23 protein-coding genes are annotated in these 25,626 nt (G+C 63.4%); 10 read left to right on the top strand and 13 right to left on the bottom strand.

Annotated elements, in window-relative coordinates; translation table 11 throughout:
* Positions 1 to 179 precede the first annotated feature (179 nt).
* The 5 genes from ACWUKX_RS12960 to ACWUKX_RS12940 all read right to left on the bottom strand — a co-directional run bounded on the left by ACWUKX_RS12960 (position 180) and on the right by ACWUKX_RS12940 (position 6,441).
* A complete protein-coding gene (locus ACWUKX_RS12960) occupies positions 180 to 641 on the bottom strand; it encodes a MucR family transcriptional regulator (protein WP_029349266.1) in 462 nt (153 codons plus the stop codon).
* 147 nt (positions 642 to 788) lie between these two features.
* Positions 789 to 1,493, bottom strand: a complete 705-nt coding sequence (locus ACWUKX_RS12955) for an ROK family protein (RefSeq protein ID WP_456007126.1) — start codon at positions 1,491 to 1,493, stop codon at positions 789 to 791.
* A 17-nt stretch (positions 1,494 to 1,510) separates the two neighbouring features.
* Positions 1,511 to 2,887, bottom strand: a complete 1,377-nt coding sequence (gene zwf, locus ACWUKX_RS12950) for a glucose-6-phosphate dehydrogenase (protein ID WP_456007124.1) — start codon at positions 2,885 to 2,887, stop codon at positions 1,511 to 1,513.
* Positions 2,888 to 2,903: 16 nt separating this feature from the next.
* Positions 2,904 to 3,920, bottom strand: a complete 1,017-nt coding sequence (gene gnd / locus ACWUKX_RS12945; RefSeq protein ID WP_455848996.1) for a phosphogluconate dehydrogenase (NAD(+)-dependent, decarboxylating) — start codon at positions 3,918 to 3,920, stop codon at positions 2,904 to 2,906.
* Between the two features lie 118 nt (positions 3,921 to 4,038).
* Positions 4,039 to 6,441 carry a glucan 1,4-alpha-glucosidase gene (locus tag ACWUKX_RS12940; RefSeq protein WP_456007122.1) on the bottom strand — a complete coding sequence of 801 codons (2,403 nt, stop codon included), beginning with the start codon at positions 6,439 to 6,441 and terminating at the stop codon, positions 4,039 to 4,041.
* A 193-nt stretch (positions 6,442 to 6,634) separates the two neighbouring features.
* Between ACWUKX_RS12940 and ACWUKX_RS12935 the strand changes: the two genes are divergently transcribed.
* From ACWUKX_RS12935 to ACWUKX_RS12915, 5 genes are all read left to right on the top strand, one after another.
* Positions 6,635 to 7,648, top strand: a complete 1,014-nt coding sequence (locus ACWUKX_RS12935; RefSeq protein ID WP_456007120.1) for a substrate-binding domain-containing protein — start codon at positions 6,635 to 6,637, stop codon at positions 7,646 to 7,648.
* A 45-nt stretch (positions 7,649 to 7,693) separates the two neighbouring features.
* Complete coding sequence (locus ACWUKX_RS12930) at positions 7,694 to 9,214, top strand: sugar ABC transporter ATP-binding protein (protein ID WP_456007118.1); 1,521 nt, start codon at positions 7,694 to 7,696, stop codon at positions 9,212 to 9,214.
* Position 9,215: 1 nt separating this feature from the next.
* Positions 9,216 to 10,196 (top strand): ABC transporter permease, encoded by a 981-nt coding sequence (locus tag ACWUKX_RS12925; protein ID WP_456007117.1) that lies wholly within the window; start codon positions 9,216 to 9,218, stop codon positions 10,194 to 10,196.
* A 3-nt stretch (positions 10,197 to 10,199) separates the two neighbouring features.
* Positions 10,200 to 11,147 carry an ABC transporter permease gene (locus ACWUKX_RS12920; RefSeq protein ID WP_456007115.1) on the top strand — a complete coding sequence of 316 codons (948 nt, stop codon included), beginning with the start codon at positions 10,200 to 10,202 and terminating at the stop codon, positions 11,145 to 11,147.
* 120 nt (positions 11,148 to 11,267) lie between these two features.
* Positions 11,268 to 13,337, top strand: a complete 2,070-nt coding sequence (locus ACWUKX_RS12915; protein ID WP_456007114.1) for a 3-hydroxyacyl-CoA dehydrogenase NAD-binding domain-containing protein — start codon at positions 11,268 to 11,270, stop codon at positions 13,335 to 13,337.
* A 36-nt stretch (positions 13,338 to 13,373) separates the two neighbouring features.
* Here the strand turns inward: ACWUKX_RS12915 and ACWUKX_RS12910 are convergent, their stop codons facing one another.
* Positions 13,374 to 14,186, bottom strand: coding sequence for a LuxR C-terminal-related transcriptional regulator (locus tag ACWUKX_RS12910; protein WP_456007112.1), 813 nt, complete (start codon positions 14,184 to 14,186; stop codon positions 13,374 to 13,376).
* Positions 14,187 to 14,300: 114 nt separating this feature from the next.
* Between ACWUKX_RS12910 and ACWUKX_RS12905 the strand changes: the two genes are divergently transcribed.
* The 5 genes from ACWUKX_RS12905 (at position 14,301) to ACWUKX_RS12885 (ending at position 19,104) form a co-directional block, all read left to right on the top strand.
* Positions 14,301 to 15,437: an ABC transporter ATP-binding protein gene (locus ACWUKX_RS12905; protein WP_456007110.1), complete on the top strand. Its 1,137-nt coding sequence runs from the start codon at positions 14,301 to 14,303 to the stop codon at positions 15,435 to 15,437.
* Entirely contained in the window at positions 15,418 to 16,581 is a 1,164-nt protein-coding gene (locus ACWUKX_RS12900; protein ID WP_456007108.1) for an ABC transporter substrate-binding protein, read from the top strand. Before ACWUKX_RS12905 ends, ACWUKX_RS12900 begins: the two co-directional genes overlap by 20 nt.
* 75 nt (positions 16,582 to 16,656) lie before the next feature.
* On the top strand, positions 16,657 to 17,520 hold the full coding sequence (locus ACWUKX_RS12895; RefSeq protein WP_456007106.1) for an ABC transporter permease: 864 nt from the start codon (positions 16,657 to 16,659) through the stop codon (positions 17,518 to 17,520).
* Positions 17,520 to 18,332, top strand: coding sequence for an ABC transporter permease (locus ACWUKX_RS12890; protein ID WP_455849005.1), 813 nt, complete (start codon positions 17,520 to 17,522; stop codon positions 18,330 to 18,332). Before ACWUKX_RS12895 ends, ACWUKX_RS12890 begins: the two co-directional genes overlap by 1 nt.
* Positions 18,333 to 18,342: 10 nt before the next feature.
* Entirely contained in the window at positions 18,343 to 19,104 is a 762-nt protein-coding gene (locus ACWUKX_RS12885; RefSeq protein ID WP_456007104.1) for an SDR family NAD(P)-dependent oxidoreductase, read from the top strand.
* A 29-nt stretch (positions 19,105 to 19,133) separates the two neighbouring features.
* Here the strand turns inward: ACWUKX_RS12885 and ACWUKX_RS12880 are convergent, their stop codons facing one another.
* The 7 genes from ACWUKX_RS12880 to ACWUKX_RS12850 form a co-directional block, all read right to left on the bottom strand.
* Positions 19,134 to 20,642: an aldehyde dehydrogenase family protein gene (locus ACWUKX_RS12880; protein WP_456007102.1), complete on the bottom strand. Its 1,509-nt coding sequence runs from the start codon at positions 20,640 to 20,642 to the stop codon at positions 19,134 to 19,136.
* A 19-nt stretch (positions 20,643 to 20,661) separates the two neighbouring features.
* Positions 20,662 to 21,006, bottom strand: coding sequence for a cupin domain-containing protein (locus tag ACWUKX_RS12875; protein ID WP_023800538.1), 345 nt, complete (start codon positions 21,004 to 21,006; stop codon positions 20,662 to 20,664).
* Positions 21,007 to 21,030: 24 nt separating this feature from the next.
* The gene (locus tag ACWUKX_RS12870) at positions 21,031 to 21,381 is read right to left on the bottom strand and encodes a cupin domain-containing protein (RefSeq protein WP_455840834.1); all 351 of its coding nucleotides are present in this window, start codon (positions 21,379 to 21,381) and stop codon (positions 21,031 to 21,033) included.
* Between the two features lie 238 nt (positions 21,382 to 21,619).
* Positions 21,620 to 22,894: a glycosyltransferase gene (locus tag ACWUKX_RS12865; protein ID WP_456007100.1), complete on the bottom strand. Its 1,275-nt coding sequence runs from the start codon at positions 22,892 to 22,894 to the stop codon at positions 21,620 to 21,622.
* A 17-nt stretch (positions 22,895 to 22,911) separates the two neighbouring features.
* Positions 22,912 to 23,985 (bottom strand): ABC transporter ATP-binding protein, encoded by a 1,074-nt coding sequence (locus ACWUKX_RS12860; RefSeq protein ID WP_456007099.1) that lies wholly within the window; start codon positions 23,983 to 23,985, stop codon positions 22,912 to 22,914.
* On the bottom strand, positions 23,982 to 24,776 hold the full coding sequence (locus tag ACWUKX_RS12855) for an ABC transporter permease (protein ID WP_456007097.1): 795 nt from the start codon (positions 24,774 to 24,776) through the stop codon (positions 23,982 to 23,984). Before ACWUKX_RS12855 ends, ACWUKX_RS12860 begins: the two co-directional genes overlap by 4 nt.
* Positions 24,769 to 25,611, bottom strand: coding sequence for an ABC transporter permease (locus ACWUKX_RS12850; RefSeq protein WP_456007321.1), 843 nt, complete (start codon positions 25,609 to 25,611; stop codon positions 24,769 to 24,771). The genes ACWUKX_RS12855 and ACWUKX_RS12850 overlap by 8 nt, the downstream gene beginning before the upstream one ends.
* Positions 25,612 to 25,626 lie beyond the last annotated feature (15 nt).

Genomic DNA, 25,626 nt, shown 5'->3' with positions numbered 1-25,626 from the left:
CCACAGCGCTTTTAGCGCAGTTCGGTGCGGGGCGCGCGCAAAAATCGGCTCTGGATCAAAGATTTCGCGCTACCATGCTAATTGTAAATGGCGGAGGTAGAGAGGTTATTTTGGCGCACAGGTCGAGTTCCTTCGCGCCAATCTTCGAGGCTTCCATTTGCCGGGCTTCGAATGACGTGTCAGACCGTGGCCTTGGGCTTCCTGGTCTTCTTGACCGGCGCCGGCGGGGCGGCCTTGCGGCCAAGACCGATCGCCTTCGCCAACTGCGAGCGCGAGGCCGCGTAGGTGGGGGCAACCATCGGATAGTCGGCCGGCAAGCCCCATTTGGCGCGGTAAGCATCCGGCGTCAGCCCGAAATGAACGCCAATATGGCGCTTCAGGGATTTGAACTTCTTGCCGTCTTCGAGGCAGATGATGTAGTCCGGCGTCACCGATTTCTTGGGATTGACCGCCGGAATCAGCGGCGCTGCCACCGGAGCGGCGGGTTGTCCGAGCCCACCTATCGACGCGCTGACGCTGGCGATGAGATCGCCGAGGCCGGAAGCGGGCAAGCGGTTCTTCTCGACGTAAGCGGACACGATGTGAGCGGTCAGCTCGAGAAGGTCGATGTCCTTGCGGGCTTTGTTGCTGTCGTCGGTCAATCTATTTTCTCCGTTAGTGGGGTCGCAGAATTCCTAGTCGGCAAATCTGCGTAACGCAATGACGGCGCACCACGCCACACATTATTTTGAATAACAATACTAACGGCTGGGCCAGATCAACAGGTCTGGCCCTAAACCCCCATAATATCAGACGATCAGGGATTTGTCGCGCCACAGTCGAAACCCACCTTCGAAGGCGCGTGTGTTGTCGCCGCGCCTGCAACCGGCAGGCAATTCGTCCAGTTTGTCGACATTGCCGCCGCCGATGACCACATAGTCAGGCTGCATGGCGGCGCGCAGCCGCTCGACGACGTCGAACACGTGTTTGCGCCATTTCTTCTTTCCGCGCTTTTCAAGGCCGCGTTCGCCGACATAATCCTCAAAACTGCCGCCCTTCTTGTAGGGAAGATGCGCGAGTTCCATCGGCTGGGCGACATTGTCCACAATCATCGCAGCACCGAGCCCCGTCCCGAGGCCGAGGAACAGCATCCGCCGGCCTTCGTAACTGCCGACGGCCTGCATCAGCGCGTCGTTGACCACCTTTACCGGCTTGCCGAACTGCGTTGCGAAGTCGCATCCGACCCAGCCCTTGCCGAGATTGGCGGGGTCGGTCAGCGGCCTGTTGTGGTGCACCGGGCCGGGATAACCGATCGAGATGACGTCGTAGGGCAAACCGTCGGCGAGCGTCTGCACGGCCGCGATCATCTGCTGCGGCGTCAGGCCGGGTCCGGAATCGGTTCTGCGCTCCTCGCCGCCGGCGCTGGTGAGGATCTTAACATGGGAGCCGCCAATATCGATCGCAAGTACGATCTTCTCGCTGTCCGGTGCAGGCTTTTTCGCCGCTTTGGCCATTGCGTCGCCTCTCGAGTTCATTTCGCCGGATTGATCCAGCCGTTCGGCGGTCCGAACCCGGCCATCGCATCGGCGGGCCCCCATGTCCCCGGCTCATAGAGATGAGGCGGCGTGGTGTCGCCGAGCACCGGGCCGACGATTCGCCAGGCGAGTTCGCTGGCGTCCTGGCGGGTGAACAACTGGCCGTTGCCGTTCATCGCGTCGCCGATCAGCCGCTCATAGGGCGGCATGTCGCCCTTGCTGTCGTCGAGCGCGGTGAGTTCGACCTGCTCGCCGATCATGTCGTCACCGGCAGCCTTGCGCTGGGCGCCGATCGAGATCGCCACCTGCGGGTCGATGCGGAAGCGCACGTAGTTGGCATCGTCAGGCTTGATAGGGTCGAAGACATTAAGCGGCGGCCGCTTCAGCCGGACGATGACCTCAGTGGCGTGCACCGGCATTGATTTGCCGGCGCGGATGAAAAAGGGCACGGCCTGCCAGCGCCAGGTGTCGACGAAAAACCGCACCGCCGCAAAGGTCTCGACCGGCGAATTCGGCGCGACGCCCGGCTCGCGGAGATAGCCCTTGAATTGGCCGCGCACGACATCGTCCTTGGTCAGCGTCCGGATCGCCCGCAGCACCTGCACCTTCTCGTCGATCAGATCGTCGGCCGAGCGGCCAACGGGCGGCTCCATGGCAAGCAGCAGCAGGATGTTGAGCAGATGGTTCTCGATGACGTCGCGGATGCAGCCGACCTCGTCATAGAAGCGGCCGCGGCCTTCGACGCCGAAATCCTCGGCCATGGTGATCTGCACGCTCTCGACGAAATTGCGGTTCCAGATCGGCTCGAGAAAAGAATTGGCGAAGCGAAAATAGAGCAGGTTCTGGATCGCCTCCTTGCCGAGATAATGGTCGATGCGAAAGATCGACTGCTCTTCGAATACCAGGTGCAGGACCCGGTTCAACCAGCGCGCCGATTGCAGATCGTGGCCGAAAGGCTTTTCCACCATCAGGCGCGCGCCCTGGGCCGCGCTCGACTGTTCCAGCCCCTGGATGACCGTCTCGAACATGGTCGGCGGCACCGCCAGATAATGCAGCGGGTGCTGTGCGGTTCCCAGCGCGCTTTTCAGCTTCTCGAAGGTCGCGGCGCTACGGTAGTCGCCGCTGACATAACGAAGCAGCGACGCAAGTTTCGCGAAGATCTTTTCATCGACCTTGCCGATGGCCTTGACGATGCCGTCGCGGGCGCGCGCCTGCAACTGCTTCACGTCCCAGGCGTCGAAAGCGACGCCGATCACCGGCTCGGTCAACGTTCCCTTGGCGACCATGGTGTAAAGTGCCGGGAATATCTTCTTGTGGGCGAGATCGCCGGTCGCCCCGAAAAGCACCAGCGTGTCGGACCGTTCCTGGTTCATGAGCGTGCCTTCCCTGTCACGAGCCGGTCTTCGGCTTTTCGACATGGCCGCCAAAGGCATAGCGCATGGCGGACAGCAGCTTGTCGGCGAATTCGGATTCGCCTTGCGAGGAGAAGCGGTCGAACAGGGCCGAGGACAGAACCGGCGCTGGCACCCCGGTGTCGATCGCCGCCTTCAAGGTCCAGCGGCCTTCGCCTGAATCCGAGACTCGTCCGCCGAACTGCGTCAGCGCCGAGTCGGCCTTCAAGGCGCCGGCCGTGAGGTCAAGCAGCCAGGAGCCGATGACGCTGCCATGCCGCCAGACCTCGGCCACCTCTGCGATATCGATGTCGAACTGGTAGTATTGCGGGTTTTCCAATGGACTGGTTTCAGCGTCGGCCGTCCGCTGTCTCTTGCCCGCATTTGCCGACTTCAGGATGTTCATGCCCTCGGCATAGGCGGCCATGACGCCGTACTCGATGCCGTTGTGGACCATCTTGACGAAATGGCCGGCGCCGCTCGGTCCGCAATGGAGATAGCCGAAGGGGGCGGTTCCTGCAGCCTTCCCAGGGGCCGGCACCCCGGCATCGGCGCCGGGCGCTAGTGTCGCGAAGACCGGGTCGAGATGCTGGACCGCGCTGTCAGGGCCGCCGATCATCAGGCAATAGCCGCGTTCGAGGCCCCAGACGCCGCCGCTGGTGCCGACATCGACGTAGTTCAAGCCTTTCAATGCCAGGCGCGCTGCGTGGTCGACAGCCTCGTGATAATAGGAATTGCCGCCGTCGACGATGATGTCGCCCGGCTCCATAAGGTCCGCCACCTGGTCGACGATCCGGCTGGTGATCGCCGCCGGTAGCATCAGCCAGGCGGTGCGCGGCTTGGTCAGCTTGCCGACGAACTCCTCCATCGAGGCCGCTCCGATCGCACCAGCCGTCACAAGGGCGGCGACGCTGGCCGGGTTGATGTCGTAGACCACGCATTCGTGGCCATCGCGCAGCAGGCGCCGCACCATGTTGGCGCCCATCCTGCCCAGTCCCATCATTCCGATCTGCATGTTTCTCGTCCTGGTTCTTGAGGGATAGAAGATCTACGGGCTCTGTCGTTGGAGCATGATCTTTTCCGAAACCGGTTTCCACTTGTTGCTACGCTGACCTTCGGTTCGGGATCATGCTCTAGTCCGGCTCGCCGATGCCGACGGAAAAGTCGACATTCTCCCAACGGCCGGCATCGGACCAGAAAAAAGTAAAGACGATCGTATTGCCCGGCGAAACATCGGCAACGGGCAGGTCCGTAAAATGGATGCCGAAGGCATTCTCGATCGTCGCGGCATCATGGGCGGTCGCCCAATCGTCGCTGCTCCAATGCACCACCGCCCGCGCCAGCAGCTCGACGCGCAGCATCTTGCCGGCGGGCATAGTGCGGGCCTTGTTGTTGAAGCGCCATGTCCGTCGCGGCGCCACGCTACTGTCATCAATGTAGCGCTTCACGCCTTGCGGCGGTATGTCGAAGACCGCGCCGTCACTGAGCGAACGCAGCAGCTTGATGTGCTCCGAATGCGCCCAGACCAGCGGCATGGCGCTGCCCGATGGTCGGCCGTGCCACAGCTCGCGTTCCGGCATGTCGGGACCATCCCAGACCTGCTCCGGCAGCAGGCCGCCAGCCTCGGCCGAGCCTTCAAACGTCTTCAGCAGGCTCGCTGCTTTGTCCTTGCGGCCCGCCGCCAGTTCGTAATGGGCGCGCTCGCCGACCAGCAGCGGCCAGGGCCGGCCCTGGCCGGTCCCGTCGAACGGCGCGCCGTCGGTATGTTCGCCATAGCCGTCGCCGATATAGCGATACCAGACGGGCCCCTGCGGCAGGTCGCATCGCAGCCGCGCATCGATAACCCTGACGGTGTCGACGATGCGCGGATCGCCGGCAGCCCTGAGGCCGAAGCGGACAAGCGCCAGCGCATCCGGGCTGACGATCGCCTCGGCCGGCCGGTCGGTATCGCCGGGCGGCCGGTTCTTGATCGGCACATAGCCGTCCTTCGGCGACGCCGCGCCGGCGGTGTCGGGCGGCGCGATGCGGACGTAGTAGCCCGCGACGCCCACCTCTTCGCCGAGTGGAGTGCCGGTGACATAGGTCCAGCGCTCGATCTGGTCGTTCCAGACATCGGCGGTTTCACGCAAATAGTTTGCCGGCTCTTCTTTGCCGCAAACGTCGAACATGTCGGCCGCAGCGAGCAGTGCTGCGATCTCGACGGCGAGCGTGAACGGACTGTAGCCGGCATCCTCTTCCCAGCGGTCTTCGCCGGTGACGGGACCGTTGCGCACGACATAGGAAGCGGCGCGCTCGATCATTGGCATGAAGGAGAGCAACGCGGCGTCTGCCAGGTGCCCTGCGCGGCGGAGCGCGTCGGCGAGCAGCAATGGAAAGGCGCATTCGTCCATCTGGATGCCGGGCCAATAGGCTGTTCCGTCGAGCCAGGCGTTCTGCGGCCAATGCCCATCCGACTGTTGGATAGCGCGGAGATAGGCGAGGATCTCAAGCGCTTGCGCCGGATCGCCGGCGGCCAGGAAGCCGCCCGCGGTTTCGACCAGATCGCGCGGCCAGACCAGATGATAGCCGCCGAGATCGTCGTCGCCCATGCTGAAGCCCCATGGGATCGACAGGCTGGCGACGGCTGCTCCGTCGGATGACCGGTGCGTCGCCAGAACCGCTGTGCTGACGCGATAGGTGTTGATCCCTGCTACATGCCGGTCCAGCGGCAGCAAGCCAGCCTGCCAATCCCGCCATTTCTTGACATAGGATTGGGCTGCGGGCTCAAAACCCCGCTTCAGGCTGGCCGAGGCATTTTCCGCCGCCTCTTGCGGCGTCGTTCCGAAACCCAGGGCCAGCAAGGCCTTTGGGTTCACAGCCGAAAAGCCGATTTCTCCGGTCAGCGCGACATTGCCGTCTTCGGCCCTTCGGCAGGCCGGGTCGAGCCGGGCGTCACGACGCAGTTGCTGCCAGCCGTCGGAGACACCGACATAGCCGGCCGAGCATGCTCCCCAGGGCAGCGACGAGGCGAGCGCCAGGCAGACGCGACGCCCGGACGCAAACAGGACAGGCCTTCCCTCGTAGTCGCCGACCCAGGCGGTGTTGCCCATGCCGGCGTTGACCAGGTGCGGTGCCAGCAGTGCGTAGACGCGGTGGTCGGCAACTGGGCCTCTCAGCAGCGTGAAGCTGATTTCCTGCAGCAAAACGGGGCGTTTCGTATCCGTGATGATACGCTTTTCGATCCGGTAGGTGCCGTCGGCGGCGGTGTTGACCAGCCTGTAGGCGGGCACCCCATCCTCGAACGGCTCGACGCTGTGCACGGCATCGCGCTTTTCTTCCGAGAAATAGCCGCCGGGGCCGGTGACGACCAGCCCCATGTCGCGGGTGCAGGCGCTGTCGAGGCTGGGATAATAGACCTCGTTGAGAATGCCGTGGCTGATCGTGAACCAGATAGGGCAGGCCCGAGAAAGCGCGGTTCCGACGCCGCTCTTGGCGCTCGACGTCCAGCGCGCCGGAATGCCGGGTGCACCCGGGGCAAGGTTTGGCGTCGCTGCCATTCAATCGGTCTCCAGTGCCATCCCTAGACCAGGAGCCGAACCCGTTTCAATCATTGCACCGCAAGTAGATCGTCGGGACGGATTGCTGTTGACAGCTTGCTGCCTATCTGCATTTGTCTGATAATAGATAAAAAACAACGTCGCGAACGTATCAGCCATCAGTAAGACCATCAATCCATGGGAGGAGTATGACATGAAGAGAATATTCGTTTTGGCCGCCTTCGCGGCGATGCTAGCGTCCGGCACCGCGCTGGCCGACACAAGCGACAAGAAGATCGCCTTTTCCAACAACTATGCCGGTAATTCGTGGCGACAGGCGATGCTCAACAGCTATGCCATCGTCACCAAGAAGGCGGTCGCCGACGGGGTGGTGGCAGCCGCGGACATCTTCACGACGGCCGACAAGGAAGTGCCGACCCAGGCGGCCCAGGTGCAGAACCTGATCCTGCAAGGCTATGACGCCATCGTCATCAACGCCGCCTCGCCGGACGCGCTCAACGGCGCCATCAAGCAGGCCTGCGATGCCGGCATCGTCGTCGTCTCCTTTGACGGCATCGTTACCGAGCCCTGCGCTTATCGAGTGGTCGTCGACTTCAAGGACATGGGCAGGCAGGAAGTCGAGCAGATGGCCAAGTTCCATCCCGAGGGCGGCAATCTGCTGGAAATCCGCGGCCTTGCCGGCACGTCGATCGATGACGCCATCCATGCCGGGATTCTGGAAGGCGTCGCCGCTCATCCCAAGTTCAAGATCGTCGGTTCGGTGACCGGCGACTGGGATCAGACCACAGCACAGAAGGCTGTCGCGACAATCCTGCCGTCGCTGCCTGAAATCGTCGGCGTCGTCGATCAGGGCGGCGACGGCTATGGCGCGGCACAAGCCTTTGCCGCCGCCGGCAAACCGCGCCCGACCATCATCATGGGCAATCGTCAGGATGAGCTGCAATGGTGGAAGGAACAGAAGGACAAGGACGGCTACCAGACCTGGTCGGCATCCATTGCGCCAGGCGTATCGTCGCTGGCCTTCTGGGTGGCGCAACAGGTGCTCGACGGCCGCACGGATGTGCCACATGATCTCTTGGTGCCATACCTCGCCTTCACCCAGGATACTTTCGAGGCCGCGCTGCCGAAAATCCCCAAGGGTGGTGTGGCCAGCCACGAATACACGCAGGAAGACGCCATCGCGGCGATCAAAGCCAACGTCAAGTGAGCGTGGCACGTTGTCAGCTGCATTGCTAACTGGACATCGCTAGGGATGCCCGAGGATAACACAGACATCGTCGGACTGAACGGCGCCGAAAAACGTTTCGGCGCCGCCAATATGGACATCATCAGACTGGACGGAGCCGAAAAACATTTCGGCGCCGTCAGGGCGCTCGCCGGCGTCGATTTCCACGTTGGCGCCGGCGAGTGCGTCGGCCTCGTCGGCCATAATGGCGCGGGCAAGTCGACGCTCATGCATATGGTGGCGGGCACACTCGTGCCCGACAGCGGGCGGATCGCGGTGCGCGGCCATGTCGAGGACAATTATTCGGTGCCGCGCTCGCAACAGCTCGGTATACGCTGCGTGTTCCAGGAACTCTCGCTCTGCCCGAACCTCAGCGTCGCCGAGAACACGCGTATCAACCACCCGGCGCTGCGCGGCCTCGGTTGGCGGCGCAAGGCGGCCGATCTGATCGCGGCCAAGCTCGACGAGATATTTCCGGGCCACAGCATCTCCGCCTCCGACATCGCCAGCGACCTTTCCATCGGCAGGCGGCAGATGGTCGAGGTGGCGCGTGCCTTCACGGTGACGCAGGATCCGCTCGAGCTGGTGATCCTCGACGAGCCGACGTCCTCGCTCGACGCGCATACGGCCGGCCAGTTGCTGGCCTTCGTCCGGCGCTTTGTCGCAACTGGCCGGAGCTGCATCCTGATCTCGCATGTTCTGGGCGAGGTGCTGCAGCATGCCGACCGCATCGTGGTGATGCGCGACGGCAGGGTCGTTGCGTCAGATGCGGCGAAGGCTTTCGATCGCGACAGGCTGGTGACGACCATGGGTGGAGCGGAAGCGCGTGAGAAGATAGCGGCCGAGATCGCGACTCAAAAGCCGGAGACCGGGCCGTTGCGGGTCCGGGCCCGCCCAGCGCGCCAAGAGGACGGCAACGAACTTGTGGCGCATGCTGGCGAGATCATCGGCCTTGCCGGGTTGGCCGGCCATGGACAGACCGATCTGCTGCTGGCGATCTTCGCCGCCGCGGCGCGCGCCAAAACCGGCATCGAGGTCACCGCGCCGGTGGCCCTGGTGGCCGGGGACCGGCAGTCGGACGGGATTTTCCCGCAATGGTCGATTGCGCAAAACATCGGCATCCGCTCGCTGAAGCGATTGCGCAACGGCCTGCTGATCTCGCCGCAGCGCGAAGCCGAACTCGCCGACTTTTGGCAAAAGAAAATCGGCATCCGCACCCCCGACATGAACAACAACATCTTCTCGCTGTCCGGCGGCAACCAGCAGAAGGCCCTGTTTGCCCGGGCGCTCGGTTCCGATGCAAAGATTGTGCTGATGGACGACCCGATGCGCGGCGTCGATATCGGCACCAAGCTCGAGGTCTACGACCTCGTGCGCGAAGAGGCCGGCCGCGGCCGCACCTTCCTCTGGTACACCACGGAAACCGAAGAGCTCGACAATTGCCACCAAATCTACGTCTTCAAGAACGGCCGGATCGTCGCCAACCTTCGTCGCGACGAGCTGACGGAGCAAAAGATCATCCAGTCCTCGTTCGGCGACGCTGCCTGAGATGACGGCAGCACCCATCGAGACCGGCCTCAAAGGTTCCTCGGAGCGTGACAGGCTGGCGCGGGCGCGCCTGCTGCGCGGCTTGCTGCCGGCATTGTCGCTGGTACTGGTGCTGCTGGCGATCGCCTGGCTCAACCCGCGCGCCATCAGCTATTTCGGCTTCAGCCTGATGCTCAATTTGGCGATCCCGATCGCCCTGGCGACGATCGCGCAGATGTTCGTCATCGCCGGCAACGAACTCGATCTGTCGATCGGCACTTTTGTCGGTTTCGTCGGCTGCGTCACGGCGACGTGGCTGAAGGATGCGCCGCTGGTCGGCGTCTTGATCCTGCTCGGGTCGATCGGCGTCTATGCACTGCTCGGCGCGCTGATCTATCTGCGCAATTTGCCTTCAATCGTCGTGACGCTCGGCATGAGCTTTGTCTGGCAGGGTCTGGCCATCCTCATCCTGCCGAAGCCCGGCGGCAAAGCGCCGGACTGGCTGCTGTCGCTCATGGCCTTCAGGCCGCATCTCATCCCCTTTCCGATCATTGCGGCGCTGCTGATCGCTGCGGTCGTCCATTTCGGGCTGATGCGCACCTCCTATGGCGTGATCCTGCGCGGATCGGGCGGCAATGCCGCCGCACTCGAACGCGCCGGCTGGTCGCTGCTCAAGACCAAGGTCGTGCTGTTCGCACTCGCCGGCCTGTTCGGGGTGCTGTCCGGCATGGCCCTGATCGGCATCACCACCTCGGCCGACGCCAATATCGGCAATGGCTATACGCTGCTTGCGATCGCCGGAGTCATCCTCGGCGGCGGCGAATTCGTCGGCGGCCGGGTATCGCCGATCGGCGCGGTCATCGGGGCGCTGACGCTGGCGCTCGCCGCGTCGCCGTTGCTCACCTTCATGCACATCCCGCCCGACTGGCAGGTTGCCGCCAATGGCGCCATCCTCATCATCGTGCTGGCGGCCCGGGTGCTGATCAGCCGCAGGGAGAGATGAGCGATGGCATCGTTGCGATTGCTGCTCACCAAACCCTGGATCTGGTCCTTCATCGGCGCGCTGCTGGTGTGGTTGGCGACGATCACCTTCACCGGCGGATATGGCGGCGGCGGCATGATCACGGCGGCACTTTCTCTGGCCGTCTTCACCGTCATTGTCGGTGTCGGCCAGATGTTCGTCATCACGCTCGGACCAGGCAATGTCGACCTGTCGCTGCCGGCCAATATCGGCCTCGCCAGCGCCGTCGCCATGAAGGTGATGGACGGGAACGATGCGATGATCGCTGTCGGGCTGCTGGCGGCGGTGGCCTGCGGCATGGCCGTCGGCGCCGCCAATTATCTCTTGATCTGGGCGCTGCGCATTCCGCCGATCATCGCCACATTATCGGCGAGCTTCATCATCCAGTCGATCGACATCAGCTATGGCCGCGGTTTGCAGATCAAGCCGCCGCCGGGCTTTGCCAATTTCACCAACTGGCAGATTCTTGGCATTCCGGTGCTGGCGATCCTCACCGTGCTGTTCACCATCGGCGCTGCAATCGCGCTGCAGCGCATGATCTATGGTCGTTCGGTGCTGGCGATCGGCCAAAACATCCGCGCCGCATGGCTGGCCGGCGTCAATGTCGGCCGCATCCGCTTCCTTACCTACACGCTGTCGGGCGCGCTCGGCGGCCTCGACGGGGCGCTGCTTGCCGGCTATTTCCGCGGCGCCAATGTCGACATCGGCAACGAGTACCTGCTGGCCTCGATCGCCGTCGTCGTCATCGGCGGCACGTCGGTGGCCGGCGGCAAGGCCAACGTGCCGGGTGTCTGGGGCGCGGCCCTGTTCCTGGTGCTGCTTTTGACCATGCTCAACACGTTCGGCGTCAGCGCCGGCGTCCGGCTGCTGCTGACCGGACTGATCATCGTCGGCGTCATCACCGCCGCCGGCGGCCAGAAGGCGTTGCGCTGAAGTACCGTCAGTGTCAGCCGGTCCTGACGAGAGCCTGCCGGAAAACGTCGGGTTCCCTTCCGGGCATTGGCCCTGTAAATCCCGTCGCGTTGTCAGTCGACATCATTGCGAGAGGTTTGCGTGTCCAATTTCGTGAGCGTTACAAGGGACGGCGGCGTTGCCGTCGTGACCATCGACAATCCGCCGGTCAACGCGCTGAGCTTCCATGTTCGCGAGCCGCTGATGCAGGCGCTTGTTTCCTTGCGCGACGAGCCCGATGTCGCGGCCATCGTCATCGCCTGTGCCGGGCGGACCTTCGTCGCCGGCGCCGACATCACCGAGTTCGGCAAGCCGGTGCAGCAGCCGGATTTGCGCGCCATCATTGCCATGCTGGAAACCATTGCCAAGCCGACGGTTGCCGCCATTCACGGCACCGCGCTCGGCGGCGGCCTGGAACTGGCACTCGGCTGCCATTTTCGCATTGCCAACAGCCAGGCCACGCTCGGCTTTCCGGAGGTCAAGCTCGGCCTGCTGCCTGGCGGAGGCGGCACTGTTCGGCTGCCGCGCCTCGTCGGGCCGCTCAAGGCGCTCAGCATGATCGTTTCGGGAACGCCGATCGGCGCGGCCGAGGCGCTTGCCTCCGGCCTGATCGACGCTGTCTTCGACGGCGCCCTGACCGGGCAGGCGGTTCGTTTCGCCAGCGAAATGGCTGGCAAAGGTGGACCGTTCACGCCGGTGCGCGACCGTGATGGCCGTCTCAACAAGGCTGACTTGGCTGCATTCGACAAGGCGGCGGCGGGACTCGCCAAAAAGGCGCGCGGCCTCGAAGCGCCGATCGCCTGCGCGCAGTCGGTCCGCAACGCCATGACGCTGCCGTTCGAAGAAGCGCTTGCGGTGGAACGCGAACTGTTCGCCAAGCTCGTTGCAGGCGACCAGTCGCGCGCGCAGCGTCATCTGTTCTTCGCCGAGCGGGAGGCGGCGAAGGTTGCCGGCAAGGATATTGTCAGGCGCAAGATCGCGCGGGTCGGCGTCATCGGCGCCGGCACCATGGGCGGCGGCATTGCCATGGCGTTCGCCAATGGCGGTTTCTCCGTCACCGTGCTGGAGGCGACGCAGGAAGCGCTGCAACGCGGGCTGGCGATGATCGACAAGAACTACGCCGTGTCGGTCAGCCGCGGCTCGCTCAGCGAAGACAACAAGCGTCAGCGGCTCGGCCTGTTCAAGGGTTCCACCGCCTATGACGACCTCGCCGATTGCGACCTGATCGTCGAGGCGGTGTTCGAGGAGATGGCGGTCAAGAAGGAGGTGTTCGGCAGGCTCGACGCGGTGGCCAAACCAGGCGCGATCCTGGCCACCAACACCTCCTATCTCGACGTCAACGAAATCGCCGCCTCGACCTCGCGCCCGCAGGATGTCGTCGGCATGCATTTCTTTTCGCCGGCCAACGTCATGAAGCTGTTGGAAATCGTGCGCGCCGAGAAGACCGCGCCCGATGTGCTGGCGACAATCGTCGAACTGGCGCGTCGGATCGGCAAGGTGCCGGTCGTGGTCGGCGTCTGTCATGGCTTCGTCGGCAACCGTATGCTGGCTGCGCGGGGCACGGAAACCGAGGCGCTTTTGGTCGAAGGTGCAACGCCACAGCAGATCGACCGCGTGTTCACCGATTTCGGCTGGCCGATGGGGCCGTTCCAGATGGGTGATCTCGCCGGCCTCGACATAGGCTGGCGCAACCGCAAGGCACGCGGCCAGACGGCAATGATCGCCGACACGCTGTGCGAACAGGGGCATTTCGGCCAAAAAACCGGCAGAGGCTTTTATCTCTACGAGAACGGCTCGCGTACGCCGGCTCCCAATCCCGAGGTCGAAGCGCTAATCCGCGACAAGGCTGCCGAGAAGGGCATCGCGCCGCGCGCGATCGGCGCTGACGAGATCATTGAGCGGACGCTCTATCCGATGATCAATGAAGGGGCGAAGATCCTCGAGGAAGGGATAGCTGCCCGCGCCTCCGATATCGATGTCGTCTGGGTAAACGGCTACGGCTTTCCGGTGGGCAAGGGCGGGCCGATGTTCTGGGCGGGCCTCGAAGGACTCGACAAGATCATCGGACGGCTGGACCACTGGCACGAGCGGACCGGCAAGGATGTTTTCAAGCCGGCGGCCCTGCTCAGGCAAATGGCTGAAACCGGCTCCTGGGAAGGCATTTCCAGCTAAACTGCCCTGAGCGAGGCCATTTTCGAAAATCGTGGACTACCGAATCCGCGCGTCCATGATCTCGACGAAACGCGCGAAGAGACCAGCCTGCGACTTGATCTTGAGCTTGCGGTAAATGTTGCGGCGATGAACCTTTACGGTTCCCGGTACGATGCGCATCGCCCTGGCTATCGATTCCGTCGAGTGCCCCTGAAGCACCAGATCGACGACATGCTTTTCGCGCGGTGTGAGCGAAAGGCTCTTCCAGATATGAGCACGTTCGAACTCGTTGACCGGCGCAATCGCTTCGTCCTGCTTCGTCTCTGCCGGTTCGTCGGCCGGAAGGGCCGGCCAGCGCAGCCTTGCGAAACCGATCACCGCCGGCGCCATGTCGCGCAGCAATCTGGCATCGGCGGTTCCGAAGGGTCCCGAAGCATGCAGTCGCATCAGCGAGACCACCAGCGCGTCCTTTCCCGGCAGCGGCACGAAGAAGCCGACCTCTTCGGCCAGTTTGGTCTGGCTATAGTAAGAGCGGTAATATTCGCTGGCATAGAAGCGGTCCGGCGCCAGCTCGCGCATGCGCCAAAAACCTTCCTTGCGCTCGACCGCCGCGTGGTGGAACGGGTCGAGCAGATAAGGCCCCTCCTGATAGAGCGCTACGAAGACGTGGCTTTCGGCTGGCGAGAACGTCTCGAACAGCAGCGGCGGGCGCGAGGCGCCGCGATACCCGAAGACCACACAGTGATCGAAGCTGACATGCTGCCGCAGCCAAGCGACCATCGCCTTGCCGAAAAGCTCGCCGCTCGTCTCCCGTGTCGCAGCGATGAGCGCAGCGAGCTGATTGTATTCGTCGCCGCGCGATCCGCTCAATTTTATACCCCTTTAAACGAGAAAATAGACCGAATATACCACCTGCGAGGTATATACTAGTCACCATTGGCTCTGATAGCGTCATGAAAATCGCCTTCGCTGGAGCCCGCAGCTTTGACCGCAGTGCCAGATATCGAGTTTCGCGGGGTCACCAAACGCTACGGCAGCGTGACTGCGGTCAGCGGCATCGATCTTGCCATCCCGCCATCTGCCTTTGTCGCTCTGCTCGGGCCGTCCGGCTGCGGCAAGACAACCTGCCTGCGCATGATCGGTGGCTTCGAACAGCCGAGCGAAGGTGCGGTGTTCATCCGTGGCAGCGACATGGCCGGCACGCCGCCCTACCGGCGGCCGGTCAACATGGTGTTCCAGCAATATGCGCTGTTCCCGCATCTGGATGTCGAGGACAACATCGCCTATGGGCTGCGCCAGGCGCGGCCGCGGTTGGCGTCGCGGGAGATCAGCCTGAGGGCAGGCGAGGCGCTCGCCATGGTGCGGCTTGCCGGCTACGGCCGCCGCAAGATCCACGAGCTTTCCGGCGGCCAGCAGCAGCGTGTCGCCCTGGCGCGCGCGCTGGTCAACAAGCCGGCGGTGCTGCTGCTCGACGAGCCGCTGGCGGCGCTCGACAAGAAGTTGCGCACAGACATGCAGATAGAGTTGCAGAACCTGCAGCGCGAGATCGGCATCACCTTCGTCCTTGTCACGCACGACCAGGAAGAAGCCCTGTCGATGAGCGATTTCGTCTGCGTCATGAATGGCGGGCGCATCGTCCAGCTCGGACAGCCCAGCGAAATCTATGACGAGCCCGCCGACCTGTTCGTCGCCGACTTCGTCGGCAAGACCAATCTCTTGAGCGGCAAGGTCGCTGGGCACTCGGGCAACCTCGTCGAGGTGGTGCTTGCCGACGGTACCGTCATAGCTGCGCGCAAGCGGACTTCGCTGCGGCAGGACGAAGCCGTTGCGGTCAGCCTGCGTCCCGAATCTTTAAGCCTCGGCGCGCCGGGAAGCGGCCGGCTCAACGGCATTATCCGCAACCGGATCTTTCTGGGCTCGACCGCGGAATATGCGATCGAGGTCGGGGGTATCGGAACGCTGCTCGCCAAGGCCGATCACCTGATCGGCAGTAAAAATCTCTTCAAGCCGGGTGAACCCGTCGCCATCGGCTTTACAGCCGGAACGCCGCTCGCGTTTCCGGACCCCAAGAACAACGGGACCAACCAGAGGGAAAACAAACATGTCGAAATCATATCGTGACGGACTGCCGATAAGCCCCGAAAAATTCGTCGATCAATTGATGCGCCTCAAGCGCGGTTCCATCGGCCGCCGCGAATTCCTTGGCCTCACCGGTCTTGGCATCGCAACGGCGGTGATGGCCCGCGAGCTCGGCATTATGCCCTCGCCGGCCTTCGCCCAAGAGGGTCTTGGCGACCGCATGTCGATCGCCACCTGGCCCAATTACCACGACCCGACGACGTTCGAGAATTTCAAGGCCGAGACGGGCGTCGCCGTCGAGGTCAATGTGTTCGGGTCAAACGAGGAGATGCTGGCCAAGCTGCAAGCCGGCGCTTCTGGCTGGAGCCTTTTCGTGCCGACCAACTACACGATCTCCACCTATAAGAAACTCGACATCATCGAAGCGCTCGACATGGCCAAGCTCGCCAATTTCGACGGCTCGCAACAGGACCCACGCTTCACTGGGGAAGGCACGATCGATGGCGTGACCTACGCGGTGCCGAAGAATTGGGGCACCACCGGATTTGCCGTCAACACTAAGAAGCTCACAAAGCCGATGACGAGCTGGAAGGAATTCTGGGACACGGCTATGGCGGAAGGCGACGGCCGGATCATGGTTCATGATTACCAGCTCACCACGATCGGCAATGCGCTGAAATATTTCGGCTTCTCGTTCAACTCGCTGAAGCAGGACGAACTCGCCAAGGCGGAAGAATTGCTGCTGAAGGTCAAGCCGCATCTGTTCGCGGTTTCCAGCGATTATCAGCCGTCGATGCGTGCCGGAGACGCCTGGATGACGATGTGCTGGACCAATGACGGGGCGCAGCTTCACCGCGACATTCCGGAGATCGCTTATGTGCTTGGCAAGGAGGGCGGCGAGATCTGGACCGACTTCTACGCCATTCCGAAGGATGCGCCCAACAAGCCCGCCGGCTATGCCCTGCTCAACTACCTGATGGATCCAAAAGTTGCGGTCAACGAGCACCTGGCCAACGGTGCGCCCTCCACCGATGCCCGGGTCAATGCGCTGCTGCCAAAGGAAGTGCTGGCCAATCCGATCCTCTACCCGGCGGCGGATCTGCTGAAGCCGCTGGAATTCGGTGCGGCTGCGACGCTGACCGATCCGGGCCGGGCCGAACTGATGGCGCGCTTCAAGTCGGCTTGAACCGGGCGGGCCATAGGTCCGATGCAGGCAACTCTACCGGCGGGCTGATGTCCGCCGGCACCGGGGCGGTTTTTCATGCGCAGCAATGTCCTTCGTCACAATCTCCTGACCGCGCTGCTGCTCGGTCCAGCAACCGCCTGGCTGGTGGTGTTTCTGGTCTTGCCGTTCGTCGCGATCGCCGTTTTCAGCGTCGGCGAGCGGGCGCCGGAAGGCGGCTATCAGGCCGCTTTCACCTTGGCGCAATATGTCAATCTTCCGGCGCGGGCGACTGCCTTCTGGAATACGATGGTGCTGGCGCCGGCGGGCGCACTGGCCTGTCTTCTCGTCGCTTATCCGGTCGCCTACTACCTCGCCTTGCGCGCGCCGGAGCGGTGGCGGCTGATCCTGCTTGCGCTTGTCGTCATCCCGTTCTGGACCAGCCTACTGATGCGAACCTACGCCTGGATGTATATTCTGGGCGGGCGCGGCATCCCGGCATTGCTGGCCTATGTCGGGTTCGAAGATGTGCGGCTGATCAACACGCCGGGCGCAGTCCTGCTCGGCATCGTCTATGGCTATCTGCCGCTGATGATCCTGCCGATCTATGTCAGCCTCGAGCGGCTCGATCGCCGGCTGCTGGAAGCCTCCGCCGATCTCGGCGCGACACCAGTCTCGACATTCCTTGGTGTGACGCTGCGGCTGTCGCTGCCGGGTGTGATGACCGGCTTCTCGCTGGTCATGATCCTGCTGCTCGGCGAATATCTGATTCCGACGCTGCTCGGCGGCGGCAAGGTCTTCTTCATCGGCAACGCGCTGGTCGACCTGTTCCTGCAATCGCGCAACTGGCCGTTCGGATCGGCAATCGCGATCACGCTGGTTCTGGTTTCGGTGGTGGTGCTGCTTGCCGCCAACCGCATTTCGACCCGGCTTTCGGGCGCGCGTCGGGTGGACCTGGTCTGATGCGCGCCTTCGTCGTTGCGGTCTTTGCCTTCCTGTACTTGCCGATCGCGCTGGTGGTGCTGTTCTCCTTCAATGCCGGCCGTCACGCCAGCGAGCTCACCGGTTTTTCGGTGCAATGGTACGGCAAGGCGCTGTCGAACCCTTTCCTGGTCGAAGCGCTGAAGAACAGCCTGTTCATCGCCACCACCAGCGCGTTGCTCGCGGCGCTGTGCGGCACGGCGGCGGCGCTTGGCCTGGCGCGTGTCGGCGCGCGGACACGGGCCATATTCGATGCGCTTTTGGGTGCTGCGATCGTCGTTCCGGGCGTCGTCATCGGCATCTCGACGCTGGTCGCGCTCGTCCAGCTATTTGGGGTCGTCAATCCGTTTCTCGCATCGCTGTGGCCGAACGACCAGCCGCCACGCCTAGCGCTTGGCTACGGGTCGATCATCGCCGCGCACGGCCTGTTTTCGATGGCGCTGGTGGCGATGATCGTCGGCACACGCCTCGGCAGCCTCGACCGCAATCTGGTCGAGGCTTCGAGTGATCTTTATGCCACCCCGCTGACGACTTTCCGCAGCATCGTGTTGCCGCAGATCATGCCGGCGGTGATCGCCGGCTTCCTGCTCGCCTTCACATTCTCCTTCGACGATTTCATCGTCGCCTTCTTCGTCGCCGGCGCACAGACGACGTTGCCGATCTATGTCTTTGCCTCGATCCGGCGCGGGGTGACGCCCGAAATCAACGCCATCGCGACGATCGTGCTCGTCGCCTCGGTGCTGCTTGTGGTGCTTGCCCAATGGCAATTGCGCCAACGCAAACCATCAAACTGAAAGTCGCATCATGATTCTGAAAGATCGCATCGCCGTGGTGACGGGCGCCGGGTCGGGCATCGGGCGGGCCGGTGCCATGATCATCGCCAGGGAAGGCGCGGTGGTGGTGATCGCCGACAGGGATCAGGCTGCCGGCGAAGCCACCGCTTTCGACATCCGTGCCGCCGGCGGCCGGGCCGAGGCGATCGCCACGGATGTCGGCGAGGACGCGGCAGTCGAGCAACTCATCGTCGGAACGCTGGGCAAACATGGCCGGATCGACATCCTGCACAATCACGCCGGAGTCCAGGTCGGCGGTACGCTGACCGAAGTCGGCGTCGACGGCATGGATGCCTCGTGGCGGATCAATGTGCGGGCGCAGTTCCTCGCTGCCAGGCTCGTCATGCCGTCGATGATCGAACAGGGCGGCGGCGTCATCCTGAATACCGCCTCGAATTCAGGTGTGTTCTACGACCGCGAGATGATCGCCTACGCAACCTCAAAACATGCCGTGGTGGCGATGACCCGGCAGATGTCGCTCGACTATGCCACGCACAATGTCCGCGTCAACGCACTCTGTCCGGGCTGGGTCGATACGCCCTTCAACGAGCCCTTCATCGCCCAGATGGGCGGGCGGGATGCGATCGAACGCTATGTCCGCACCAAGATTCCCATGCAGCGCTGGGCCAGCCCCGAAGAAATAGCCGAAGCGATCCTGTTCCTCGTCTCCGATCGTTCGTCCTTTATGACCGGCCAGGCTTTGGTGATTGACGGCGGCGAGAGCATCGGCTGACACTTCGCGACAATGCGCTCCGTGTCACCTCATACGTGCTTGCGGCCGCCGGCCTCGCGGAACCAGCTGTCGGGATAGGGATACCACCAGTCCTGGATCACTGGCTTGTGCTCGATGATGACCATCTTCGAGCGGCGGAAGGCATCCAGTCCTTGGCGTCCAAGTTCGCGGCCGAGGCCAGACGCCTTCCAGCCCCCGAACGGCAGCGCGTCATTGTCGATCAGCGGATTGTTGACCCAGACCATGCCGGCCTCGAGCCGCTCCGCAGCCTCATGCGCTTCGGCTAGATCGGTGGTGAACACGGAGGCGCCGAGCCCGAACGGGCTGTCATTGGCAAGCTCTATCGCCTCGTCGAAATCCTTGACCCGGCAGATCGCGGCGACCGGTCCGAAACACTCTTCGCGCACGATCGCCATGTCTGGAGTGATGCCGGTCAGGATTGTCGGCTCGTAGAACCAGCCGACATTGTGCGCCGGCGGAATGCGCCCGCCGGTGACCGCCTTGGCGCCGCTTCGGATCGCATCGTCGACCAGCCGCATGACTTTCGCCCGCGCCGCCTCGCTGACCAGCGGCCCGATCTCGGTCTTGTCGAGGCCGTTGCCGATGCGCAGCGTCCGTGTCTTCTCGGCAAACAGATCGACAAAGCGATCGTGAACGGCATCGACGACGAAGAATCGTTCGGCCGAAGTGCAGACCTGGCCGGTGAGGTGGAACGCGGCGGTGACGCTGCCGGCCGCCGCCACGTCAAGCGGGGCGTGTTGGCTGATGATCAGCGGATCGCTGCCTCCGGCCTCGATCACGCAAGGCTTCATGCGCTCGGCGCAGGCGACGGCGACGGCCTTGCCGGCGGCGACCGAGCCGGTGAAGGCGACCGCATGGGTACGGTCGGAAGCGATCAGCGCCTGTGCGGTGGCCGCCCCGCCGGGGAGGCAGGAAACCAGGCCCTCCGGCAGTGAGCGGAACACCTTGAAATAATCCAGCGTCGACAATGTCGTCGCCTCGGCCGGCTTGATCACGCAGGCATTGCCGGCGGCAAGCGAAGCTGCGACGGTCCAGCACATCAACAGGATCGGAAAGTTGTAGGGCATGATATGCACCGACGTGCCGTAGGGCTCGTAGCGCGCATATTGGAACGAACCGGCCTGCGTCGTGCCGGCGACCTTGCCGGCGTCGTCACGCGCCATTTCGGCGTAATAGCGGAAGATCGGTGCGCAATTGGCGATCTCGCCGATCGCTTCCGGATAGGGCTTGCCCATCTCGCGCACCATCAGCTCGGCGCAGCGCGTGAAGTCGGCCGCCTCGATAGCGTTGGCGACAGCATGCAGATGTCTGGCGCGGCTCTTGGCGTCGAGCTTCTTCCACGCCGTTTGCGCCTTGGTCGCCGCGGTGAGCACGGCGTCGATCTCGCCGTCGGCTGCGGCAGCGATGGCGCCCACGGTTTCCAGCGTCGCCGGATCGATTACTGGTTTTGCCGCACCGGTCATCGGCCGATAATCCGGATTGACAAAAAAGGTTGGCCGGTCAGCGGAGAATTCCATGGTCTTCCTTTCAACCCGCTCAGCGGATCATGTAGACCTTCTTGATCGTCTCATGGACAGTGCAAACGCCCTTCCAGTCCTGCGGAAAGAACGCCGCAGTATCTGGTTCGATCTCGATCACCTCGCCGGATTCGTGGACATAGGTGCAGCGTCCCTCGAGGAAATGGCAGAACTCGTCGCGGGTGACATGGCAGTGCCATTTGCCTGGGGTGCAGACCCACAGCCCGCATTCGGAGCGGCCCTCCGGTCCCTTGTGCAGCAGCTTGCCGGAAGTGCGGGATTCGCCCTCGATCATGGTGGGGATGACGCCCCAGTCGACCAGGTCGGTGAGGGCGAGCGGCGATTTCATGATCGGTGTCGGCATGTCGTGAAGCTCCAGTGGCTGGCTTCAGGCCAGCATGTAGATGTTGCGAATGGTTTCGTGGACAGTGCATTCACCCGCCCAGCCGGCCGGGAACATGACCACCGTGGCGGCGGAGACGTCTATCACCTCGCCGTCATCTGATCGGTAGGTCGCGCGGCCGGCAACGAAATGGCACAATTCGTCGCGCGGAATCGCCAGCCGCCACCGGCCGGGCGTGCAGACCCAGATGCCGGATTCCGGCTGGTTGTTCGGCCCCTTGTGGACCAGCCTGCCCGTCGAGTGCGAAGCACCTTCCAGCACATTGGGCTGGGTGCCCCAGTCGATGAGGTCGGCGCGGGTGGAAGCCTGGTGGAGATGTGGCGCGGAGGAGGTCATGTGGGTACTTCGTTGGTGCGACGCTCATTTTCGAGAGGCCTTCGCTCTACGGCGCCCCCTCTGTCCTGCCGGACATCTCCCCCGCTTGGGGGGAGATCGGCACCCTCGCCGAGAGCGCCCCATTTGCGAAGTTGGCGATTGGCGAAAAGCACTGATGACAGCCAATATCCCTCCTTGTGGGGGACATGTCCGGCAGGACAGAGGGGGGCGCAAAGGAACTCCATACCCATAAGCCCGGTCACAGAAGTTTCTCCAGCAGCCCCGCCGCTTTCTCCGGGCCGTTCTGCGATTGCATCTGCGCCGATGTCCTAGCCAATTTGGCCTTGATTGCCGGGTCCGTCAGGCAGGTTTCGATCTTGGCGATCAGCTCGGCATCGCTCCAGTCGTAGCGCGGCATGCCGAAGCCGTGGCCGGTCTCCTCGACCCTCGTCGCGTTGTCGTGGCCATCCCAGACATAGGGCATGATGATCGCCGGCTTGCCGAAGTAGAGACACTCGGTGAACGAGTTGTTGCCACCATGGTGGATGACCGCATCGACCTGCGGGATGACCGAGGGCTGCGGAAACCAGCTCTCGACGATGACGTTTTCGGGGACTTGCGCGTACTGGTCCTTGTATCCCCCGACATTGACCAGCGCCCGGTAGCGCGTCTTGCCCAGCGTCGCGATGATGCGCTTCAGCAGATCGACATCGCCGGCGCCAAGGCTGCCGAAGGAAACGTAGAGCAGCGGCCCGTCATTGTTTTTCGCGAAGGTCGGCACGGTGTAGGGCTTCTCCTGCCGCACGCAGCCTTCCAGATACTGAAATTTTGCCGGGTCGAGCGGATGGCGGCGCTTGAACTTTGCCGCCTCGGGATAGAGCAGCAGGTTGAGATAGGGCGAAGCCTCGAAGAACTGGCCGATCGGATACGGCGCCTCGTTGTTCGCCTTTAGGAACGCGTTGAAGTCGTCATGGATCGGCTTGATGGCCGCGTTGAAATGATCGCGGTAGCGCCGATGGCAGGCGTGGTCATTCTCACCGCAGCCGGACAGATGCGGCGGGATATCCTCGTCCTCGATTTCGTTTTCCGAGCAGGAGATGACGCGCACCCACGGCTTGCCATACTGCTTGATCGCCGGGAACAGGATGACATTGTCGACGCAGATAACATCCGGCTTGATCGTCGCAAGTACACCAGGCAGGTCCTTCTCAGCCCATTTGGCGCTGTCGACAATCGCCGTCCAGCAATCCTTCACGTAGTTGTCGACCTGGTCGTAGGGCGACTTGCGGAAGTTCGGGATGTGGCCGTTGATGAAGTCTTCCCAGAACTTTGCCATCTGCTCGGGCGGCATCGGCTCGGACAGGTTCACCGGATGAGCTTCGAAGCCGTAGCCCTTGTAGACATCGAGGAAACCAGGGTCCGACAGGAACACCGCTCTGTGGCCGTGCGCCTCGACCGCCTGGGCGATGCCGACCGAATTGAGCGCCGGGCCGTAGGCTGCTTCCGGAAAAAACGCGATCGTCTTCTGAGCCATCAAGCTTCTCCTTCCAATCAATCTGCGAAAATTCTGACGTCGGCGGCATCCCAGCCGAGTTCGACCGCATCGCCTGACGAGACCGGGCGCCGGTCGGCGGCGTCGGCGGTGACGCGCACCAGGAACGGCTTTGGCGACAGAGCGGTGCGGACATGCAGCTGCAGGTCGAGCCCATGATAGGCGAGCGCCTCGACGGTGCCGGCGATCCGGTTGGCTGTCTCTGGCGACGGGAAAAGCCGGATTCGCTCGGGCCGCACTGAAGCGACCGCCGCTGCGCCGGAAGCCAGAGGCGAGGGAACCGTTCCGACGATCCGTGTGCCGTCCGCTGCCTTCACCCCGTCGGCGGTGGCCTTGCCCGGCACGAAATTCATCACGCCGATGAAGTCGGCGACGAAACGGTCGGCGGGATGCTCGTAGACCGCATGCGGCGTGTCGCATTGCAGCAGCTTGCCGTCTCTCAGCACCGCCATGCGGTCGGCCATGACAAGCGATTCCTCCTGGTCATGGGTGACGATGACGAAGGTGATGCCGACCTCGTGCTGCAGGCGCTTCAGCTCCAGCTGCATGGCGCCGCGCAATTTCTTGTCGAGCGCGCCGAGCGGCTCGTCGAGCAGAAGCAGCCGCGGCCGCTTGACCAGCGCCCGCGCAAGCGCGACGCGCTGCTTCTGCCCGCCCGACAGTTGCTCCGGCTTGCGGTCGGCGAAAGGAATGAGCTCGGTCGTCGCCAGGATGGCGTCGACGCGGGAGCGGATTTCCTTTGCCGGCAAGCGTTCCATTTCGAGGCCGTAGGAGACGTTGGCCCTGACGCTCATATGCGGAAACAGCGCATAAGACTGGAACATCAGATTGACCGGCCGCTTGTTGGGCGGGGTCCTGGCGATGTCGCGGCCGTCGAGCAGGATGCGCCCGTCATTGGGCGTCTCGAAGCCGGCCAACATGCGCAGCAGCGTGGTCTTGCCGCAGCCCGACGGCCCGAGCAGGGCGAAGAACTCGTTCTCACGGATATCGAGCGAAATGCGGTCGACGGCGGTCACCCGGCCGAAATTCTTCGACACCTTGTCGATCGCCAGCAGCGTGCGGGGTGCGCTCATTGGCCGATCACCCCGCGGTTGAGCCGCTGCGACAGGGTTAGCGCGGTGATGCTGACCGCCATGACGATGGCCGCCAATGCGTTTATCTCCGGGGTGATGCCGAAGCGGATCATCGAATAGATCTGCATCGGCAGCGTGGTCGAGGCGCGGCCGGCGCCTGATGTGAAGAAGGCGATGATGAACTCGTCGACCGAAAGCGTGAAGGCGAGCAGCGCACCGGCGACGACCGCCGGCAGGATGACCGGCAATGTCACCCGCCTGAAGGTGGTGAGCGCGGAGGCGCCGAGATCGGCGGAGGCCTCGACGATCGACCAGTCGAAGCTCTTCAGCCGCGCGCGCACCACCGAACAGACGAAGGCGAGGTTGAAGACGACATGGGCGAGGATGATGGTGTGCAGGCCCAGGGTGAAATCGAGCAAAGAGAAGAAGCTGAGCAGCGCGATCGCCAGCACGATGTCGGGAATGATCATCGGCGCAAAGATCAGCGCCTCGAGGCCGCTCCCATATTGCCGGCGTATTTCGACACCGATCGCCAGCAGCGTGCCGATCAAGGTGGCGATTGCCGTCGAGACGAGCGCCACGATCAGCGTGTTGAGGGCAGCGGAAAGGATCGCGGCGTTTCCGACCAACGAGGCATACCATTTCAGTGAAAAGCCCGACCAGACGGTCGGCAGCCCGCCTTGGTTGAAAGACAGCGCCACCAGCACCGCGATCGGGATGTAGAGAAAGGCAAAGACCAGCGAAAGCACAAGCCAGAGCGTGCGCCGCGTGGCGGGGGAGCGCTCAGCCATCGGCGCCTCCTTTCGCCTCGGCGGCACGGCCTGCGGCGCGATCCGCAGCCAGGGCCTGCGCCGTCAGCACTAGCAGCATTATGGCGATCAGCGCCATGGCAAGTGCGGCGCCGAAGGGCCAGTCATTGGCGGTCAGGAACTGGTCGTAGACGAGATTGCCGATCATCTGGAAGCGGCCGCCGCCGAGCAGCGCCGGCGTGACGAAATTGCCGATCGACAGCACGAAGACGAACACCGCCCCGGCGGCGATGCCCGGCACGGTCAACGGCAGGATGACCCGGCGAAATGTGGTCATCGCCGAAGCGCCGAGGTCGCGTGAGGCCTCGGCGAGCTCCGGATTGAGCCGCGACAGCGGCGCGTAGCAGGCCAGGATGACGAAGGGCAGATAATTGTAAACCAGACCGGCGATGACGGCGCCTTCGGTGTAGAGCATCGACGGCGGCTCGCCGGTATAGCCAAGCCAGCGCAAGAGCTGCGTGATCAGGCCCTCGCGATTGAGCAGCACTATCCAGGCGTAGGTGCGGATCAGGTAGTTGGACCAGAAAGGCAGGACGGCGAAGAACAGGAATACCGGCTGCCACCGGCGTGGTGCCGCCGCGATGGCATAGGCGGCGGCATAGCCGATCACCACCGCGATCAGCGTTGCCGTGCCGGCGATGCGCGCCGAATTGAGGAAGATGCCGGCATAGAGCGGGTCGAACACCAGCCCGAAATTCTCCAGCGTGAAGGTGTATTCGATGCCGCCATAGATGCCGCGCCGGAAGAAGGCGAGCGCCAGGACCAGAGCGCATGGCACCACCATCAAGGCGGTGAGCCAGGCCAGCGCCGGCGCCATCAGCAAGGAGGAGCG

The organism is Mesorhizobium sp. f-mel (assembly GCF_053850215.1).
This window is presented reverse-complemented; position numbering and strand designations above follow the sequence as displayed.